We start from the raw sequence: 18,963 nt of genomic DNA on the forward strand, positions 1-18,963 counted from the left end.
TGACGCGTCCCACTAGCCGGTATATATTATGGGGATAGCCGTCGAGGGCGGCTTGGGGGCATTGATGGTATTCCAGCACTTAGAGCCGACAATTAATTGTCTGGCTGACGAAACCGTTCTGATCCAAGCGTGGAAAAAGGCGTCCGCCTATATTCGTTATCACAACTGGTTTTCCGACACCCTTGAATTGGACAGGCGAGCGATCAACTTGCCCGAATTCATCGCTTCGATTTCCGACGAGGTGAAGTCTGGTGAACCGGTTGTATCTGAGTCCATTCGAATGGTGCCCGCACCCAAAAGTCAGCGGTGGCGGGTAACTGGCGAGGGGCTGTGGGAACCTGCAGAGAAACGTAAAGCAGCTTCCAAAATTCGGCCGCTGGCTCATGTAAGTCTTCGCGACCAAGTACTCGCCACCGCCCTCATGATGTGCTTAGCAGATCGTGTCGAGACGCGACAGGGAAATCCCAGCTTACCACTCGACAGTGCGGACCTGCATGGCATGATCTCGTACGGCAATCGCCTATTCAGTGATTACAATGATGGTAAAGCTCAACAGCGGTGGGGATCCTCGACGCTATACCGTGGATTCTATGAGGACTATCAGTCCTTCTTGGCACGACCTGAAAAGGTCGCCGAGCGTACCGACGCTACTGCACGACGTATTTTCATCGTCCAGTCCGATCTTCGGCAATTCTACGATAGAGTAACCCCATCTCTTCTGGAGAAGCGAGTTCGCGAACTTCAGGTTGAAGGGGACGACCCTGCCTTCTTCGACTTGGCTATCGGCTTTCTAAGGTGGTCCTGGGCGCAGGCTGACATCAGTGAGGTGCAGATCTATGCACAGCAGGCCGGCTTGAGCGACTTCGGAACCGTTGTCCTGCCACAGGGGCTCGTATCTTCAGGATTTTTCGCGAACATCGCCCTGCTTACCTTCGACGACGAACTGAAGGCCCAGATAAACAAAGATATTGCGCCGGATTTGAAGCTTCACGACGCCTCACGGTACGTTGACGACCTTCGGCTAGTAATCTCCGGTCCAGCGGCAACCAAGATTGAAACAGTTCAGAATCAAGCTTTCGAGTGGTTGGAAGCTCTGCTCGATCAGACGGCCCCGGGCCTTGAACCTGCAGCAGAGAAAACACAAGCATCCGCATTCCGCGCGGACGAACGCCCTCTAGTTCAACAAAGCAAACGGATGGCCCGAATTCAAACGGCCATCTCGGGCGGCTTCGATCCAATCGGTGGCGGTGAGGTCTTGGATTCGGTGCTGGCACTGATCCGCGCCCAGGCGCGGCTCGCAAGTTCTGATCCGCCCGATACACACAACCCGTTCACCCCAGTGCCAGATGTTCGAGACGCAACCGTAGACAGGTTCGCTGCCGGGCGGTTCAGAACCACCTATCGATCCCTGAGGCCGCTCCTTTGGGAGTCGGAAGAGGCTCAACGCCGCGAAGGAGAAAACGACGACCTGAGTCAGTTCAAAGGAGTTCGCACGCGACGGGAATTGGATGACGAAACAAGGGCATTTGCACTCGAATTGATTGCAAAATGGGTCCGAGATCCATCGAATGTTAGACTCCTTCGCATCGCGCTCGACCTTTGGCCAGCCCCAGATATACTTGAAAAGATATTGGCGTTACTTCGCCCATTCACCGAGAAAGGCGGACGCCGCAGCGCGCCGCGCCGGGTCGCTTGGTACTGCTTGTCTGAGATATTGAGAGCCGGAGCCACTGAGACCGGCTTCGTCCGAGATATCGAACAACTCCCCTCGGCAGTCGACCTCGACGCGTACAGGCAACGCCTCCGCGCAGAGGCGTTGCGCATCGTCAGGACCAAGAACACCGATCTACCATGGTACCTGAAGCAGCAAGCCTACCTACTCCTTGCCACCAATCCACCGGCCGACCTTCGCAATCTACTGCCAGGTAAGAAATCTCCACTCCAACCATATCGCTCCCTAATTCGGTTCTTGCTGGGCGAGTTCGGTGGCCTAGCTACAGCTGACTTTGCAACTTATGCGGTGCTGGCCCGTAGATCTTACGTGGATCGGGACAAAGCGATCGAACTCGCCGGTCCCTCGATGTCACCAGCGAGACTGAATCGGATCGCTTCGCTAGACCCCAACTTCGCTGCAGAGATAATTGGCAAATCAGGCGATGCTACAGACCTACTTCCGCGAGCATTGGCAGACCTTGGCATCGAAAGCTCCAGCGTAGCCGGACACAACTCCCTCGCCTCTATCGTGCTCGGGAAGGCGACCCGCGAACTTCTGAGAAACGAGCGATCCCTGCTTAGCTTTGCGGCGGCGTTCCTAAAATCCGCGGCGACATTGCCACCAGATGTCACGAGCATCGCGCCTTCAGAGGTCGGCGTCCGACTTTCGAGCGAGGAAAGCCAAGAGGTTGCAGAGGTCTACTTACACCCACGCAACCTCAGCGGCGCTTCTCTCTACGAACCACCAGCATGGGTGCCAGCCGAGAACCGGTGGCGCATCCAACTTGGCTTCCTGCTCAGGTTTATCCTGACCGCACAGCCGGACTTCACGAGAACCGCTGGGGATAAGCATTGGAAAGAAGGTCTTGAACTTTACCGATCCCCCGGCAGTCATTGTCATCAGCGCATCTATGGCCTGTTCAATGGACACACAGCTTTTGGCGACGATTGGCTTCCAATCTCAGATTGGACGGAGCAACTCCTTTTTGGGTTACTTTGGTGGCCTGGGTGCGCCCAGGCCCTGCGTTCGCGCGAGATCGTCAGCACACTACAGTCCACGCGAGACGCTATATCCGTGCGTCTAGAGAAATTGCGTGAGCTACAGGGCTCCAGCGCAGCACTCCTCCCTTTGCGCCTGCCTCGAGTATTCGCACCCCTAAACGGTCGCCCACTCCGGGCCTGCGTTGCTCAGACTGTGTTCCCCTCCGAGAGCGACTTCAATGTAGCCGACTTGCAGATGTCCTCGGCAGCGCACCGAACTCGGCATCGCAGGCACCTGTCCGCAGCTCTCGCGGCGGTGAAAAGCGCCCTCGCCCTACGCGAGACACACAAGGGCATGGACGGTCGGTTAGACTGGCTCATTCTTCCCGAATTGGCCGTTCACCCCGACGACGTAACAACCCACTTGGTCCCTTTCGCGAGGGCACATAAGGCGGTGATCCTCGCGGGTCTCACCTATCAAGAGTTGTTTGCGGGTCAGCCGCTCATAAATTCCGCAGTGTGGGTACTGCCCACGCAAGACCCACACCGGGGACTTCAGGTACTCCTACGCCGCCAAGGCAAGAAGCATTTGGCCCCACTTGAGCAGACCTTAAATCAGTCAGCACCACTCATTCAGTCGTTTCGGCCTTGCCAATGGCTCATCGGCTACGAATGGTCAGTCAACACTGAAGACGATCCGCTCTGGCTTACCGGAGCGATATGCTACGATGCCACCGATATCGGCTTGGCGGCAGACCTTAAGAATCGATCAGACGTATTTGTTGTGCCCGCCCTAAATAGGGACGTCACAACATTTGATCAAATGGCGCTCGCACTTCATTACCACATGTATCAGATGGTGGTCGTCGCAAACAATGGCCGCTACGGAGGCAGTAATGCATACGCACCATTCCGCGACCCATGGAATAGACAAGTATTCCACGTCCACGGTCAACCGCAAGCCTCGATATCTTTCTTCGAACTAGATCATATAGCAGACTTCAAAGCACGCAAAAACGGACAAACCAGCGGGCAGTACCATTTTAAACCCGTTCCAGCGGGTAGTTGAACGTTGACTCGCCCCCTCCCGCAACCAAACCTCGCCCCCCAACGTTCTACAGTCACGCTTCCCACGACACAGGAGCCACGCGTTGCGTAGAGCTACGATCTTCCTGGTTTGCGGTCTGAGCCTGCTGGCGGGCGGTGCGGCGGCTCAGGAGAAGAAGCCGGCGGATGAGGCGGAGGGGCGGGCCATGACCTCGTCGCAGGTCGGCAAGTCGAGCCTGGAGGGGGCGATCACCACGCCCCTGCGGGACATCAACGTCCTGAGGGCCGAGGCGCCCGAGGTGCTGGTCCGGGCCGCGGCCAATCCCTACGCCCGGCCGGCCAAGCTGACCTGCGCGGCCCTGCGGCCGGAGATCGCCGCCCTCGACGACGCGCTGGGCGACGACTTCGACGAGGCCCCGATCCGCAAGGACGGCACCCGCGCCACCGCCTATGGCCTGGTCTCGACGGCGACCGGCGGCCTGCTCCCCATGCGCGGCTGGATCCGCAAGCTCTCGGGCGCCGAGGCGCGCGACGAGCGGATCCAGAACGCGATCCTCGCCGGGGTGGCGCGCCGCGCCTACCTCAAGGGGATCGGCCAGGCCAAGGGCTGCAAGGCGCCCGCCGCGCCCCGCACAGTGGTCGCGACCGCGGCTCGGCCCGCCCCGAAAAAGAAGTAGCCGCGGCAGGTTCCTGGGCGTTTCGGCAGGTTTCCTGCCGACAGGCGGCCTATCGGCAGGTTGTTCTCGGCAGATTCAGGCCGCCATCCGCGCCTTGAAGACCCCGTCCGGCAGAGCGCCCGCCCGGCTCGGGTGGACGAAGAAATAGTCCTTCCAGGGGACGTTCGTCTCGACCTCGGTGCGCTCCTCGAGCCGGTCGCCGTTGACCGCGAACATGCGGTAGCCGCGCGAGCGGAAGACCTCGAGCACCCGGTCGGCCGAGCCGCCGAACCTGGCCTCGAGCATCATCGGGTGGATCTCGATCAGGACGTGGGGAAAGTCGCGGTCGATGATCCCCTGCGCGCCGGTCAGCGCCCGCAGCTCCGCGCCCTCGATGTCCATGCGGATGAAGTCGACGTGCTCGATCCCGTTGGCCGCACAGTAGTCGTCGAGGGCGACCACGGCGGTTGGCTCGACCTCGAGGCCGACGTCCGCAACGTCCGGCCGGACCTGGCCGCACGGCGCTTCGGAGGCGACGTAGGCGTAGGAATGGCCCATCCGTCCGGAGGTCTTCTTGGGCGTGACCAGCAGGAGCTCTCCGGCCGCGTCGGCCACCGCGGCGTGGACCGGCGTCACCTGGGCCCCGATCCCGTGCCAGGCCAGGCAGAGCTTGAGAACCTCGAAGGTGAAGCTCGACGGTTCGAAGGCGTAGATGTGGGCCTGCGGGGCCACCTGGGTCATCACATAGGAGTGGCGCCCGTCGCTCGCGCCGACGTGCAGGCAGACAGGCGCTCCCGACAGGAGATCGGCGAGATAGGGCGTTTCCGGCTCGTGCTTGGCCCACCGCTTGTTGCGGCGCCAGGCGCGGAAAGCGTGACCGAGCACGCGTATCGAAGGCATGACAGCTACCTCTTGACCGCGTGTCTACGCTGCGTCGCGCGTGACCGTCATCATGTAGTTGACGTCGCAGTCGCCCGATCGCCCCCAACGCCCGGTCAGCGGGTTGAACACCACCCCGAACGGCCCCTGCACCGAGACGGAGGCCTCGCCGGCCAGGAAGCCGCGAAGCTCCTCCGGCGTCAGGAATTTCCGCCAGTCGTGGGTTCCGGCCGGCACCCAGCGCAGGACGTACTCCGCGCCCACCTTGGCCAGGGCCAGGGCCTTGAGCGTGCGGTTCAGCGTCGCCACGATCATCAGGCCGCCGGGCGCCAGCAGGCCAGCGCAGGAGCGCAGATAGGCCCCCGGATCGGCCACGTGCTCGATGACCTCCATGTTGAGGATCACGTCGAAGGCCTGGGTGTTTTCGGCCAGCAGGTCCTCGGCGGTCGAGGCGCGGTAGTCGATGGAGAGCCCCTGCTCGGCCGCGTGCGTGCTGGCCGTCCCGATGTTGCGCTCGGAGGCGTCGACCCCGGTGACCTGAAAGCCCAGGCGGGCCATCGGCTCGCACAGCAGGCCGCCGCCGCAGCCGATGTCCAGCAGCCGCAGCCCCTCGAAGGGCCGCACCGACTTGGCGTCGCGGCCGAAGCGCAGCAGCGCCTGCTCTCGGATGAAGGCCAGCCGGGTCGGGTTGAACTTGTGCAGGGGGGCGAACTTGCCCTTCGGATCCCACCACTCGGCGGCGATGCGGGAGAAGCGCTCGACCTCCTGCGGGTCGATTGAGGATACGGACGCAGGCGACATGCCGCCCTTTTCCTCCCACCGCCCGAAAGACGCCAGCCCCTATCGGCCTTCGCCCCGAAGAACGGGCGCCATCTTGCGCGACGCGCGTCCTTTTGGCCTTGGTTCAGGCAGAGATTGCCCCTGCCCGCGCGCCCCGCTATTAGGCGCAGCCTTTCCTATCAAGCGGAGCTCCTGCGCTGTCTCGGCTAGTGATGAAATTCGGCGGCACCTCCGTCGCCGACCTCGAGCGTATCCGGCGCGTCGGCCGCCTGGTGGCTGCTGAAGTGGCCGCCGGCCATCAAGTCGCGGTCGTGGTTTCGGCCATGGCCGGCAAGACCAACGAGCTGGTCGCCTGGACCGACGGCGCGGGCGCCGCCGCCCAGGGCCTGACGCCCTCGGACGACGAGTACGACACCGTCGTCGCCTCGGGCGAGCAGGTCACCGCCGGCCTGCTGGCCATGACCCTGCGCAACATGGGGCTGCCCGCCAAGTCCTGGCTGGGCTGGCAGATTCCGATCATCGCCGACGACGCCCACGGCCGGGCGCGCATCGACGACATCCCGCCGGAGAAGCTGGCCGCGGCTCTCGACGCCGGCGAGGTCGCGGTGATCGCCGGCTTCCAGGGCGTGACGCGCGACGGCCGCATCGCCACCCTGGGCCGCGGCGGCTCGGACACAAGCGCCGTCGCCATCGCCGCCGCCGTCAAGGCCGTGCGCTGCGACATCTACACCGACGTGGACGGCGTCTACACGACCGACCCGCGCATCGAACAAAAGGCCCGCAAACTCAACAAGATCTCCTACGAGGAGATGCTTGAGATGGCCTCCCTGGGAGCCAAGGTCCTGCAGACCCGCTCCGTCGAGCTCGCCATGGCCCAGAACGTGCCGGTGCGGGTGTTGTCCAGTTTTGTCGAGCCCGGCGAAGCGCCCGGCCAAGGCACCATCGTGTGCGACGAGGAAGAGATCATGGAAAAGCGCATCGTGAGCGGCGTCGCCTACAGCCGCGACGAAGCCAAGATCAGCGTGTTCGGCCTGCCGGACCATCCGGGCGTGTCGTCGTCGATCTTCGGCGCCCTGGCCGACGCCAACGTCAATGTCGACATGATCGTCCAGAGCCATGCGCGCACCGCCAACACCGCGAACATGGAGTTCACGGTCGGCAAGCGCGACGCGGCGCGCGCCGTCGAAATCGTCCGCGCCGCCCAGCCGCAGGTCGGCTTCGACGACGTGCAGGTGAACGAGGACGTCGCCAAGGTCTCGGTCATCGGGGTCGGTATGCGCAGCCACACCGGCGTCGCCAAAACCATGTTCGAAGCCCTCGCCGACAAGGGCGTGAACATCCAGGTCATCTCGACCAGCGAGATCAAGATCAGCGTGCTGATCGACGCCGCCTACACCGAGCTGGCGGTCCGCGCCCTGCACGCCGGCTTCGGCCTGGACCAGCTCTAAGTTCCCTAGGATCTCGGGGCGGTCAACCTGAAGGCCGCCCAGACTCCCGCCAGCGCGACCGGCAGGATCAGGGCGAACACCCAAAGCCCGGTTTCGCGCGCGCTGGCCTCGGAGAGCCCTTGCGAGAACCCCGCAAGGTTGGCGATCGCCCCGGCGGCGGCTGCGCCCACGGCCGAGCCGGTCAGTCGCACCGTCGTCATTCCCGCAGCCCCGATCGCCCGCTCCTCGCCCTCCAGCGAGGCCAGGATGCGCTGGCTCATGAAGGCCCAGGAGAGCCCGAACCCGCCGCCAAGGAGCACGCCGGCGGCCACCACCCCGGCCACCGAAGCTGCGGGAAACGCCACGGCGCTGAGCAGCACGCCGAGCGTCGCCACCACCGCTCCCAGCCGGATCATCCGCACCGGCCAGGCTCCCGTCAGGTGCGCCACCGCAAGGCCCAGCACCGTCCAGGCCACCGACTCCACCGCCACCACATAGCCGGCGGTCAGCGCCGAAAGCCCGGCCAGGGTCTGCAGGATCGCCGGGCCGTAGATCGCAAAGCCCATGGACGCGGCGGTCATCAGGAACATGGTCGCAAAGCCTGCGCCCGGGATCGACATCATCGAGCCCGAGCCCCGCGGCAGCAACCGCACCGCCATCCGCCCGTCCGTCCAGATCATCATCAGCAGCAGCGCGACCCCGCCGGCGGTCATCAGCAGCGAGCGGGCGAAGTCCTGGGCGATGTCGGCCAGGCCGATGGCCGCGACGCCGGCGGCGATCAGGCCAAGCTGCGGCCAGGCCAGCCGCGCAGCCCCGTCGCCCTCGTGCTCCCCCTTCGGCAGCATCACATGGGCCGCCCAGGCGACCCCGACCGCCTGGATGGCGAAGAACCAGAAGGCCCAGCGCCAGATCCCGAGGTCAGCGAAGATGCCGCCGACCAGCGGCCCCAACAGGCTGGCCACGCCCCAGATCCCGGTGATCGCCGCATAGACCCGCGGCAGCACCCGGTCGGGGAACAGAAGACCGATCGCCACCGAGCAGAACCCGACCACCCAGCCGCCGCCCAGCCCCTGAAGGACGCGTCCGAAGAGGAAGCTCGCCATGTCCGGCCCCATGGCGCTGAGCACGCAGCCGGCCGCGCACAGCAGGGCGGCCGCCGAGGTCGCCCGGCGCAGGCCAAAGCGCAGGGCCAACAGCCCCGAACTCGCCCCGGCCATCACAGAGCCCAGCAGGAAGCCGGCCGTCGCCCAGCCGAAATAGGCATAGCCGCCGAGGTCGGCCCCGACACTGGGCATGATCGTCGCCGTCACCAGCGAGTCGGCCGCCGTGATCCAGACGCCCATGCAGATCAGGACGAAGCGCGGCAGCCGCCCCTCGCCGATCACGTCGGCCCAGCTTCCGTCCTGGCGCGCAACCATCGCCATTCCACGCAATCTCCAAACCGGCCCTGGCGAAGCGCCGCCTTGCCCCTACCTAGTCGCTCATGGAGATCGTCGCTCTCGAAAAACTCGATCCCGCCCAGGTCACCGACTGCGCCCGCATCCTGCGCGAGGCCTTCGCGGCCAGCGGCGGCTATGGCGGCCCGAGCGAGGCGGAGCGGGAGATCGCGAGCTTCCTTCCGCCCGGCGAGCGCTTCGCCCTGGCGGCGGTCGAGGGCCGCCGAGTGCTCGGCCTGGTCGGGGGCATAGACACCTACAGCCACGCCATGGAGCTGCATCCGCTGGTCGTCGATCCGCCGCAGCAAGGCCGGGGAATCGGCGCGGCCCTGGTCAAGGCGCTGGAAGCCCAAGCCGCCGCCCGCGGAAAACTGGCCGTCTATCTGGGCACGGATGACGAAATCGGCGGCACGAGCCTTTTCGGCGCGGATATTTTTCCGAACGCGCTCGCCAAGCTGGCGGCGATCGCTCCCACCACCGGACATCCCTTCTTCTTCTACCAAAAGCTTGGCTATGAACCGATCGGCGTCATTCCGGACGCCAACGGTTTCGGCAAACCCGACCTGCTCATGGGCCGCCGGATCGCGAAAACCTGACTTCGGCCAAGCCTCACAAGGTCGCGCGCGCCCTTTTCGTCTCTGTTCCGACGTTCAAAGCTGCTAGGAGGCAAGCAGCACCAGGGAGAAATGCTGACCGATGGCCATGCCTGGCGTCGCGGTTCGAGGACAACGCAGTCTGCTTCGGCAGATCCGCGAGGCGCTCGCCTCCGGCGGGCCGGCGCAGTCCCGTCTCGACATGGTCGTGCGGATCATCGCCCGTTCGATGGTCGCCGAGGTCTGCTCGCTCTACATGCGCGAGGCCAGCGGCGACATGGAGCTGTTCGCCACCGAGGGCCTCGATCCCGAGGCCGTGCACGTCACCCGGATGAAGCCGGGCGAAGGCCTGGTCGGCGAGATCATGCGCCTGGGCCGGCCGCTGAACCTTTCGGACGCCCCGAACCATCCGGCCTTCTCCTACCGGCCCGAAACCGGTGAAGACCCCTTCCACGCCTTCATGGGCGTGCCGCTGCTGCGCGGCGGCCGCGCCATCGGGGTGCTGGTCGTCCAGAACCGCACCGAGCGGGTCTATACCGACGACGAGGTCGAGGACCTGCAGATCGTCGCCATGGTCCTGGCCGAGATGGTCGCCGGCAGCGAGCTGGAAGGCGAACTCAAGGGCGTGGAGATCGCGCCCCGACGGCCCGAACGGCTGATCGGCTCGCGCTTCGCTGACGGCCTGGCGCTGGGCGTCGCGGTCCTGCACGAGCCGCCGGTGGCGCCCTCCCAGCTCCTGGCCGAGGACGTCGTCGCCGAAGAGACCCGCCTGAAGGCCGCCGTGGCCAGCCTGCAGGCCCAGATCGACGACATGCTCAGCGGCGAACATGGCCTGGTCGAGGCCTCCTACGAGGTGCTCGAGACCTACAAGATGTTCGCCCACGATGGGGGCTGGAACCGCAGTCTGGAAGACGCCGTGCGCAACGGCCTGACCGCCGAGGCCGCCGTGGAGCGCGTCCGGTCCGAGCACCGCGCGCGCCTGGGTCAGGCCCGCGATCCCTACCTGCGCGAACGGCTGCACGATTTCGAAGACCTGGCCGACCGCCTGCTTCGCCACTTGGCCGGCGACGGTCACATGGCCCGCGACCTGCCTGAAAACGCCATCCTCATCGCCCGCAACCTGGGCCCGGCCGACCTGCTGGAATACGACCGCACCAAGCTGGCCGGCCTGCTGCTGGAGGAAGGCTCCTCGGCGAGCCACGCGGCAATCGTCGCCCGCGCGCTCGACATCCCCTGCGTGGGACGGCTGCCGGGCCTGCGCGACAAGGTCTCCGAAGGCGATCCGGTCATCGTCGACGCCGAGACCGGCGAGGCCTACCTGCGACCGCGGGCCGACGTGATCAAGGCCCTGCACGCGCGACTGGAAGTGCGCCTGCAACGCCGAGCCGAATTCGCCAAGCTGCGCGACACGCCGGCCTTCACCCGGGACGGCGCGAAGATCAGCCTGCTGATGAACGCCGGGCTCGACGTCGACCTGGACATCCTCGACGAGACCGGCGCCGAGGGCATCGGGCTGTTCCGGACCGAGTTCCAGTTCATGGTCGCCGAGGAGATGCCGCGCTTCAACGCCCAGGCGATGCTCTACGAGCGGGTGATGGACGCCGCCGGCGGCCGCCCGGTGACCTTCCGCACCCTCGATCTCGGCGGCGACAAGGTCTTGCCCTATCTGGAGGCCGAGCGGGAAGAGAACCCCGCCCTCGGCTGGCGGGCCATCCGCATGGGGCTGGACCGGCCGGCCCTGCTGCGCCTGCAGCTCCGCGCCCTGATCGCTGCGGCCCGCGGCCGGCCGCTGCGGATCATGTTCCCGCTGGTGGCGAGCGTCGATGAGTTCCGGGCGGCCCGCGCCCTGGTCGATCACGAGGTCGCCTGGGCCCAGCGCCGCGGCCGCCCCGCCCCCTCGCGCCTGGACGTCGGCGCCATGATCGAGGCCCCCGCCGTGGTCTGGCACCTGGACGCTCTACTTCCGATGACTGATTTCGTCAGCGTCGGCACCAACGACCTCATGCAATATCTGTTCGCGGCCGACCGGGGAAACCCAAGGGTGTCGGACCGCTACGACTTCCTCTCCCCGCCCGCCCTCCGCGCGCTCGAAACCATTCAGATCGCCTGCGAGGAAACCGGCACGCCGGTGTCGGTCTGCGGCGAGATGGCGGGCCGGCCGCTGGAGGCCTTCGCCCTTGTGGCGCTTGGGTTTGAGCGTCTTTCCATGCCTCCCGCCGGCATCGGTCCGGTGAAGCAGATGGTGCTGTCCTGCGACCGCGAGGCGGCCCGCCGCGGCGTGACGACCCTGGCCCGCAGCTCGGCTGGTTCGGTCCGGAACGAGATCGAAACCCTCGCCCGGAAATTGTATTTGGCGATCTAGAACTCGAGTCGCAACAAGCGTCGCCTCGTCTCTCCGCGTCTGATTAACGCATTGAATTGGAGAGGATTCGGTGTTATCCACAACCAAATATTAAGCTCTTTACTGTAATCCCGGCTGGGCGTCAGTTCGCCTTTAGATCGCAACGCTAACAAGAGGCGCCAAGTAGCCATGCCGCTCGATACTGGCGGGGTTACAAGTTTGGACTTCCGCAACGACCGCGACCGCAAGGCCGGGCGCCGCAACATCCCGACTCCCACGATCGATGCCGCGCCGGATATTGGCGCTGCGCTCAGGGCCGTGCGCGAGTTCAAGGGCCTCAACCTTCAGGACTTGGCGGATTCTACGCGGATCCGTCGCAGTTACCTCGCCGCCATTGAAGAGATGCGGATCGAGGAGCTCCCTTCCCGCCCCTTCACCATCGGCTACATCCGCGCCTACGCCGCGGCCCTCGGCCTGGACGGCGACGCCGCGGTCGAACGCTTCCGCCGCGACGAGCCGACGCCGGACACCGCCCTGCGCGCGCCGATCGGGGTCGAGGAGGGCAAGGATCCGCGGCTGACCATGGTGATCGGCGGCGGCCTGCTGGTGATCGCCGCCATAGTGCTCTGGAACGTCGCCCAGCGGGCGATGACCCAGGACGCCCCGCCGCCCCACACCGCGCCCGCCTCGGCGATGGCCAAGGCCAAGCTGGCCGCGCCCGCAGGCCCGGTCGCGCTCGGCGCGCCGCTGCCGGCGCCGGTCGAGTCGACCACGCCGACGCCCTACGAGACCCCCGGCCTGGACATCGCCACCGCGGCCGGCGGCTCGTCCGACGCGGTCGAAGCCGCCAAGGCGGCCGCCGCGGCGGCCCCGAAGACGGAACCGGCGCTCCCGGCCCAGCCCCTGCCCCCGATCTTCGTCGCCGGCGCGGCGATCTACGGCGCCCCACCCCATACCTCGACCGTGACCCTGCAGGCTCGCAAGGGCGCATCGCTGATCGTCCGCGGCGACAGCGGCGCGGTCTATTTCGCCCGCCAGCTCTCCATGGGCGAGGCCTATCGGGTGCCGAACCTCAAGGGCCTCCACCTGGAGGTTTCCGACCCTGCCGCCTTCCAGGTTTTCGTGGCCGGCGAGAGCAAGGGCCTGATGCCCGCCGCCATCACCACCGCGGCCAAGCTCGCAGGCTAGCTTCGAGCGGCCAATCCGGCCAAGTTGCCCCTCCTTTTGAGTGGAGGTTTCGACATGGCGGCTGGCGGCGACGGCGGAGAGCCCAGAAACGAGGCGCAGATCGCCTCGCCTTCCTACCGCCTGGCGGCCCTGGACGAGGACTTCCTGCTCGGCGACTCCATGCGCGGCGTGCGCTTCCTGCTGGAATACGCCAAGGCCGAGGAGGCCCTGCGCGCCTGGGGCGTGCGCACCACCATCGTCGTCTTCGGCAGCGCGCGTATCGTGGAGAACGGCCCTGGCCGCCATGCCGGCTGGTACGCCCAGGCCCGTGAGTTCGGTAAGATCGCCTCCGAACGCGGCGGCGCCATCCTCGCCAACGGCCGTCCCCGCGACAACGTCATCGCCACCGGCGGCGGCCCGGGGATCATGGAGGCGGCCAACCGCGGCGCCGCGGACGCCGGCGCCCCTTCCGTGGGCTTCAACATCACCCTGCCCTTCGAGCAGGAGCCGAACGCCTATTCCACGCCGGACCTGACCTTCCGCTTCCACTACTTCGCCATGCGCAAGATGCACCTGGCCATGCGCGCCAACGCCCTGGTGGTCTTCCCCGGCGGCTTCGGCACCTTCGACGAGCTCTTCGAGATCCTGACCCTGCGCCAGACCGACAAGGCCCCGCCGATCCCGGTGGTGCTGTTTGACGAGAGCTACTGGCGCGCGGCCATCAACTTCGAGGTCCTGATCGCCGAGGGCATGATCAAGCGCGAGGACCTCAACCTCTTCCGGTACGCCGAGAACGCCGAAGGCGTCTGGCAGGCTCTGCTGGACTGTGGGCTGAAGCCCTACGAGGATATCGCCTAGCGACCTTTGGGGGCCTCGCGTTTTCGTGCGCGAGGCCTTATTTTCCACAGCCATGACCGTGCAAGATCACACTCACGTCCGCCCCTGGCGCGCCATAGATCGCCGCGTCTCGCGCAAGATCCGCGTCGGCTCGGTGGAGGTCGGGGGCGATGCGCCGATCACGGTCCAGTCGATGACCAACACGCTCACGGCCGACGCCGCGGCGACCATCGACCAGATCCGCCAGTTGGAGGACGCGGGCGCCGACATCGTCAGGGTCTCCTGCCCCGACGAGGACTCCACCGCCGCCTTCAAGACCATCGCCAAGGCCGCGAAGGTCCCGCTCGTGGCCGACATCCACTTCCACTACAAGCGCGGTATCGAGGCGGCCCAGGCGGGCGCGGCCTGCCTGCGCATCAATCCCGGCAACATCGGCTCGCCCACCCGGGTCAAGGAAGTCATCCAGGCGGCCCGCGACCACGGCTGCTCCATGCGGATCGGCGTCAACGCCGGCAGCCTCGAGCCTCACCTGCTGGAAAAGTACGGCGAGCCCTGCCCGGCGGCGATGGTCGAGAGCGCCCTCGACCACGCCCGCATCCTGCAGGACAACGACTTCCACGAGTTCAAGATCAGCGTGAAGGCGTCCGACGTCTTCATGACCGTCGCGGCCTACCAGCAACTGGCCGAGGCCATCGACTGCCCGCTGCACGTGGGCATCACCGAGGCCGGCGCCACGCGCACTGGCACAGTGAAATCCTCGATCGGCATGGGCTCCCTGCTCTGGGCCGGCATCGGCGACACCATCCGCGTCAGCCTGGCGGCCGACCCGGTGGAGGAGATCAAGGTCGGCTTCGACATCCTGAAGTCGCTGGGCCTGCGCCACCGCGGCGTGAACATCATCGCCTGCCCGTCCTGCGCGCGTCAGGGCTTCAACGTCATCGCCACGGTCGAGGCCCTGGAGAAGCGTCTGGCCCACATCGCCACCCCGATGAGCCTCTCGATCATCGGCTGCGTGGTGAACGGCCCGGGCGAGGCGCTGCTCACCGACATCGGGTTCACCGGTGGCGGCAAGGGCGCGGGCATGGTCTACATGGCCGGCAAGCCCGACCATAAGATGGACAACGAGCGGATGGTCGACCACATCGTCGAGCTGGTCGAGGCCAAGGCCGCCGAACTCGCCAAGGCTGCCGCCGCGTCCCTGGAGGCCGCCGAGTAAAATCCTGTCGGCGCGCACTATCGGCGATTGTCCCCGCGCATCGAAGTGCCTAGACCTTGAAGGGCGGTCTTCGAGGCGCTTTGAGTGATGACAGATCTCCCGCTCGACAACCGACGTGCCATCGTCAGGATTTTCGCTTACGACGCGCTCCGCGCCCTGAGTTCGCTGGCCCGGCTGGGCGAGGGCGACCTCATCGAGGTTCTCACCTTCACCGGCATCTGGACCCTCAACAGCCATCACCTGATCGGCGAGGAACGCTACGTCGAGCTGCGCGACATCCCACCTGACGCCCTTCGGCGGCCTGTCAGCCTGGACGAGCTCCTGCGCCTGCTGTCCATGCCCGAGGACATCGTCCGCGCCTATGTCGATCGCCTGATCGCCAAGGACATGGTCGAGCGCAGCCCCGGCGGAGGTCTCGTCGTGCCCTCGGCAGTCTTCTCGCAGCCGGCGATGCTGGATGCGACCAACGAGATCTACGGCTGGGCCGTCGCCCTGGTGACCGACATGCGGTCCGCAGGTTTCCGGTTCGGCGACGACGATGAGCTTGACCTTAGGGGGCCCGCCTCTTCATAGGTGTGCCGATTTGACACGGGGGAACTGGCGGGTGAGCAGTAATCGAGGCGCCGATAACCGCCGGGCCGTGGTCCGAACGAGCGCCTTCGAAATCCTGAAGGCCCTGCGCTCGTTCTCACGCCTGCACGGCGGCGACATGTTCGCCCTGCTGGTCTTCACCACGATCTGGAGCGCCAACAGCGCGCACCTGATCGGCGACGATCGCTACAAGGGCATCTACGACGTCGCGCCCGACAGCACCAATGTGCCGATCACCGACGAGGAGCTGTACCGCGCCGTCGGGGCGCCGCCCGAGGTGATCGCCGGCTATGTCGAGGCCTTCGTGAAGGAGGGTATCGTCGAGCGGGTTCCCGGCGGCCTGATCAGCCCGCGCCCGGTGTTCCTGACCGCGGAGATGATGGACGCCACCTACGAGTTCTACGATCGCATCCTCGGCCTGGTCAGCGCACTGCGCGCCGCAGGCTTCTCCTTCGGCGACGAGCCCATGCCCGCGCACTGGCGCGGACCGCCCCGCCCGTAACGAACATCGCCAAAGATGACGCCTGCGTCACCTCTTGCGCAGGCACGTCAGCCTTGGTTAGCTGCCGCGCCTAAACCCAGGGAGGGACATCATGTCCGCGGACGGCAACTGGAAGATCACCATTCAATCGCCCATGGGCGCGCAAGAGGTCGAGGCGAAGATCGCCACCAACGGTGACACCTTCACCGGCACGACCTCGGGTCGCATGGGCGACCAGACCATCGAGGGCAAGGTCGCGGGCGACACGCTCACCTGGTCCACGGCCATCACCCAGCCGATGCCGATGACGCTGGAGTTCTCGGCCACCGTCGCCGGCGACAGCATGAGCGGCAACGTCAAGCTCGGCGCCTTCGGCTCCGCGCCGCTGACCGGCGTGCGCGTCTAAACCGACCGGCGCGACAATTCGGGAAGGGCCCTCTCCTCCGGGAGGGGGCCTTTTTCGTTGGCCGCCGTCGCGTCGGGAGGTAGAGAAGCCTCCCTCTTTTTCATCATCCCCTCTCTTTTTCACCAACGAACGGAAACCGTGCGTCTTCCTCAGGCCAGACTGGATCAGGTCATCGACCGCTTCCGCGAGATCGAGGCCCGCATGGGCGCAGCCACCGACGGCGCCGAGATCGTGCGCCTGTCCAAGGAGCATGCCGAGCTGAAGCCGGTCGCCGACGCGGTCACCGCCGTCGCCCGCGCGCGCGAGGAACTGCCCGAACTCGAGGAGATGGCCAAGGCCGGCGACGCCGAGATGGCCGCCCTGGCCCAGGACGAACTGGTCGCCCTCAACGAGCGCCTGCCCGAGCTCGAGCGCGAAGTCGCGCTGCTGCTGGCGCCGAAGGACAAGGATGAGAACGCCTCGGCCATCCTGGAAGTCCGCGCCGGCACCGGCGGCGACGAGGCCGCCCTCTTCGCAGGCGACCTCTTCCGCATGTATCAGCGTTATGCCCAGAACCACGGCTGGCGGGTGGAGATCGACTCCATCTCCGAGGGCGAGGTCGGCGGCTACAAGGAAATCATCGCCTCGATCACCGGCGAAGGCGTCTTCGGCCGCCTGAAGTTCGAGAGCGGCGTCCACCGCGTCCAGCGCGTGCCCGAAACCGAGGCCGGCGGCCGCATCCACACCTCGGCCGCCACCGTCGCCGTGCTGCCGGAAGTCGAGGACGTGGAAATCGACATCCGCGACCAGGACCTGCGCATCGACACCTATCGCTCGTCCGGCGCCGGCGGCCAGCACGTCAACAAGACCGACTCCGCCGTCCGCATCACCCACCTGCCCACCGGGATCGTGGTCACCTCGTCGGAGAAGTCGCAGCACCAGAACCGCGCCCGCGCCATGAAGGTGCTGCAGGCCCGGCTCTACGACATGCAGCGCGAGGCCCTCGACACCGCCCGCGCCGACGCCCGCAAGAGCCAGGTCGGCTCGGGCGACCGCTCCGAGCGCATCCGCACCTACAACTTCCCGCAAGGGCGGGTGACCGACCACCGGATCAACCTGACCCTCTACAACCTCGCCAAGGTGATGGAAGGCGAGGCGCTGGACGACGTGATCAACCCGCTGATCGCCGAGGATCAGGCCGCCCGGTTGGCCACGCTGGAAGACGAGCTGGGCTGACGGCCCAGCAGGCGCAGCACCTTGTCCGCCTGCCGGCGGCTATCCCCCAGCGTCTTGTCGCCGATCTCCGACAGCTTGAAGTGAAAGGCCAGGCCGACGCTGTCAGCCATGGCCGCGCCGCGCTCGCCCATCGGCTTGGCCGGGCCGGTCGTCGAATCCAGGGCGGTCTGGTGCTCGACCTCGGCGTTCAGCTCCGCGCCGATCAGCACCACCATCACCGAAAACCAGATCCAGGTCATGAAGGCCACGACCGCGCCCAGCGAGCCGTAGGTGACGTCATAATGCGCCACGTTGTTGATGTACCAGGACAGGCCCAGCGAACCGACCAGCCAGACCGCCGCCGCCAGCAGCGCCCCCAGCCCCACCCAGCGCCAGCGGGCCCGGGCCCGACAGGGTGCGTACCGGTAGATGATCGCGAAGGCCACGGACGCCATGCCCAGCATCGCCAGCCAGCGCAGCGGAATCCAGACCGAGGCGAGCGCCCAAAGGCCGAGCCGCTGCAGCACCAGCGGGGCGGCCACCAGGACCGCAGTCATCACCACCAGGAACACCAGGGCGCCGAAGGTGAAGAGGTAGGTCATCGCCGTCAGCTTGACGATGTGCCGCTTCTCCTTCTCGTCATAGGCGATGTTCAGGCCGTTGAAGAGCGCCTTCATCCCCGCATTCGCCGACCACACCGACAGGAGAAGGCTGACGACGAAGGCGACCGACAGCGTGGCCTGGGGCCGGTTCGTCAACAGGGTCATCTGGTCGCCGAGGATGCTGATCACCTCGGAGGGAAACACCGTGGACAGGTCCTCCAACTGCTTGTTGACCGCGTTCAGGTCCGCGAAGATCCCGTAGAGCGAGACGAACACCCCGAGGGCGGGGAACAGCGCCAGCAGCGTGAAGAAGGTCACGCTGGCCGCGACCATCGGCAGCTTGTCCTTGTCGATCTCGCGATAGGTCCGCCAGGCGATGTCCTTCCATCCCAGCGGCGGTATCTGGTGGGGAGCTTTCGCGACCCGGCCGCGACGTGGCTCGGCCGCGTCGAACACTTCCGGCGGCGCGATGGCGTCGACGCTCATTCGAGCCCGGTGATGCTGCTGGCTGCGTCGCCACAGCTCGGTCATCACCACGAGACCTATCCAGGGCGCCGCGCGCCAGAACACCGAGACGGCCTTGTCGTACGCTGTGCGCTCGGCATCCTTGGTCATC

The 18,963-nt window shown here is 66.2% G+C and carries 16 protein-coding genes; 12 read left to right on the forward strand and 4 right to left on the reverse strand.

The window, feature by feature from the left end; genetic code table 11:
• Positions 1 to 64 precede the first annotated feature (64 nt).
• On the forward strand, positions 65 to 3,763 hold the full coding sequence (locus ABID41_RS17695) for a reverse transcriptase domain-containing protein (RefSeq protein WP_354298317.1): 3,699 nt from the start codon (positions 65 to 67) through the stop codon (positions 3,761 to 3,763).
• An 82-nt stretch (positions 3,764 to 3,845) separates the two neighbouring features.
• Positions 3,846 to 4,418 carry a hypothetical protein gene (locus ABID41_RS17700; protein WP_354298318.1) on the forward strand — a complete coding sequence of 191 codons (573 nt, stop codon included), beginning with the start codon at positions 3,846 to 3,848 and terminating at the stop codon, positions 4,416 to 4,418.
• Between the two features lie 75 nt (positions 4,419 to 4,493).
• Here the strand turns inward: ABID41_RS17700 and ABID41_RS17705 are convergent, their stop codons facing one another.
• Together ABID41_RS17705 and ubiG are read right to left on the reverse strand one after the other, a co-directional pair.
• Positions 4,494 to 5,297 (reverse strand): FkbM family methyltransferase, encoded by an 804-nt coding sequence (locus tag ABID41_RS17705; protein WP_354298319.1) that lies wholly within the window; start codon positions 5,295 to 5,297, stop codon positions 4,494 to 4,496.
• A 24-nt stretch (positions 5,298 to 5,321) separates the two neighbouring features.
• A complete protein-coding gene (ubiG, locus tag ABID41_RS17710) occupies positions 5,322 to 6,077 on the reverse strand; it encodes a bifunctional 2-polyprenyl-6-hydroxyphenol methylase/3-demethylubiquinol 3-O-methyltransferase UbiG (RefSeq protein WP_331932090.1) in 756 nt (251 codons plus the stop codon).
• Between the two features lie 176 nt (positions 6,078 to 6,253).
• On the opposite strand from ubiG, the gene ABID41_RS17715 reads away from it, so the two are divergent.
• Positions 6,254 to 7,504, forward strand: a complete 1,251-nt coding sequence (locus ABID41_RS17715) for an aspartate kinase (protein WP_331932092.1) — start codon at positions 6,254 to 6,256, stop codon at positions 7,502 to 7,504.
• A gap of 5 nt (positions 7,505 to 7,509) precedes the next feature.
• On the opposite strand, the gene ABID41_RS17720 is transcribed toward ABID41_RS17715, so the two are convergent.
• Positions 7,510 to 8,907, reverse strand: a complete 1,398-nt coding sequence (locus ABID41_RS17720; RefSeq protein WP_354298320.1) for an MFS transporter — start codon at positions 8,905 to 8,907, stop codon at positions 7,510 to 7,512.
• A 59-nt stretch (positions 8,908 to 8,966) separates the two neighbouring features.
• Between ABID41_RS17720 and ABID41_RS17725 the strand changes: the two genes are divergently transcribed.
• The 9 genes from ABID41_RS17725 to prfA all read left to right on the forward strand — a co-directional run bounded on the left by ABID41_RS17725 (position 8,967) and on the right by prfA (position 17,766).
• Positions 8,967 to 9,515: a GNAT family N-acetyltransferase gene (locus ABID41_RS17725; protein ID WP_354298321.1), complete on the forward strand. Its 549-nt coding sequence runs from the start codon at positions 8,967 to 8,969 to the stop codon at positions 9,513 to 9,515.
• 100 nt (positions 9,516 to 9,615) lie between these two features.
• The gene (ptsP, locus tag ABID41_RS17730; protein ID WP_354298322.1) at positions 9,616 to 11,874 is read left to right on the forward strand and encodes a phosphoenolpyruvate--protein phosphotransferase; all 2,259 of its coding nucleotides are present in this window, start codon (positions 9,616 to 9,618) and stop codon (positions 11,872 to 11,874) included.
• A 168-nt stretch (positions 11,875 to 12,042) separates the two neighbouring features.
• A complete protein-coding gene (locus ABID41_RS17735) occupies positions 12,043 to 13,041 on the forward strand; it encodes a helix-turn-helix domain-containing protein (protein WP_354298323.1) in 999 nt (332 codons plus the stop codon).
• A gap of 54 nt (positions 13,042 to 13,095) precedes the next feature.
• Positions 13,096 to 13,878: an LOG family protein gene (locus ABID41_RS17740; RefSeq protein ID WP_331929879.1), complete on the forward strand. Its 783-nt coding sequence runs from the start codon at positions 13,096 to 13,098 to the stop codon at positions 13,876 to 13,878.
• Positions 13,879 to 13,930: 52 nt separating this feature from the next.
• Positions 13,931 to 15,073, forward strand: coding sequence for a flavodoxin-dependent (E)-4-hydroxy-3-methylbut-2-enyl-diphosphate synthase (ispG, locus tag ABID41_RS17745; RefSeq protein WP_331929877.1), 1,143 nt, complete (start codon positions 13,931 to 13,933; stop codon positions 15,071 to 15,073).
• Between the two features lie 84 nt (positions 15,074 to 15,157).
• Complete coding sequence (locus ABID41_RS17750; protein ID WP_331929876.1) at positions 15,158 to 15,646, forward strand: hypothetical protein; 489 nt, start codon at positions 15,158 to 15,160, stop codon at positions 15,644 to 15,646.
• A gap of 31 nt (positions 15,647 to 15,677) precedes the next feature.
• Positions 15,678 to 16,166, forward strand: a complete 489-nt coding sequence (locus ABID41_RS17755) for a hypothetical protein (protein ID WP_354298324.1) — start codon at positions 15,678 to 15,680, stop codon at positions 16,164 to 16,166.
• A gap of 91 nt (positions 16,167 to 16,257) precedes the next feature.
• Positions 16,258 to 16,551 (forward strand): hypothetical protein, encoded by a 294-nt coding sequence (locus ABID41_RS17760; protein ID WP_331929873.1) that lies wholly within the window; start codon positions 16,258 to 16,260, stop codon positions 16,549 to 16,551.
• A 138-nt stretch (positions 16,552 to 16,689) separates the two neighbouring features.
• Positions 16,690 to 17,766, forward strand: a complete 1,077-nt coding sequence (gene prfA, locus ABID41_RS17765; RefSeq protein ID WP_354298325.1) for a peptide chain release factor 1 — start codon at positions 16,690 to 16,692, stop codon at positions 17,764 to 17,766.
• On the opposite strand, the gene ABID41_RS17770 is transcribed toward prfA, so the two are convergent.
• Entirely contained in the window at positions 17,724 to 18,962 is a 1,239-nt protein-coding gene (locus ABID41_RS17770) for a YihY/virulence factor BrkB family protein (protein WP_354298326.1), read from the reverse strand. The genes prfA and ABID41_RS17770 overlap by 43 nt on opposite strands.
• Position 18,963: the final 1 nt, after the last annotated feature.

The sequence above is a fragment of the Phenylobacterium koreense genome (assembly GCF_040545335.1).
Lineage (GTDB): Bacteria > Pseudomonadota > Alphaproteobacteria > Caulobacterales > Caulobacteraceae > Phenylobacterium > Phenylobacterium koreense.

Excerpts from the sequence above, each read along its gene's own strand:
- ABID41_RS17695 (WP_354298317.1), top strand. The coding sequence starts at position 65 with ATGGTATTCCAGCACTTAGAGCCGACAATTAATTGTCTGGCTGACGAA.
- ABID41_RS17705 (WP_354298319.1), bottom strand. The coding sequence starts at position 5,297 with ATGCCTTCGATACGCGTGCTCGGTCACGCTTTCCGCGCCTGGCGCCGC.
- ubiG (WP_331932090.1), bottom strand. The coding sequence starts at position 6,077 with ATGTCGCCTGCGTCCGTATCCTCAATCGACCCGCAGGAGGTCGAGCGC.
- ABID41_RS17720 (WP_354298320.1), bottom strand. The coding sequence starts at position 8,907 with ATGGCGATGGTTGCGCGCCAGGACGGAAGCTGGGCCGACGTGATCGGC.
- ABID41_RS17725 (WP_354298321.1), top strand. The coding sequence starts at position 8,967 with ATGGAGATCGTCGCTCTCGAAAAACTCGATCCCGCCCAGGTCACCGAC.
- ptsP (WP_354298322.1), top strand. The coding sequence starts at position 9,616 with ATGGCCATGCCTGGCGTCGCGGTTCGAGGACAACGCAGTCTGCTTCGG.
- ABID41_RS17735 (WP_354298323.1), top strand. The coding sequence starts at position 12,043 with ATGCCGCTCGATACTGGCGGGGTTACAAGTTTGGACTTCCGCAACGAC.
- ABID41_RS17740 (WP_331929879.1), top strand. The coding sequence starts at position 13,096 with ATGGCGGCTGGCGGCGACGGCGGAGAGCCCAGAAACGAGGCGCAGATC.
- ispG (WP_331929877.1), top strand. The coding sequence starts at position 13,931 with ATGACCGTGCAAGATCACACTCACGTCCGCCCCTGGCGCGCCATAGAT.
- ABID41_RS17760 (WP_331929873.1), top strand. The coding sequence starts at position 16,258 with ATGTCCGCGGACGGCAACTGGAAGATCACCATTCAATCGCCCATGGGC.
- ABID41_RS17770 (WP_354298326.1), bottom strand. The coding sequence starts at position 18,962 with ATGACCAAGGATGCCGAGCGCACAGCGTACGACAAGGCCGTCTCGGTG.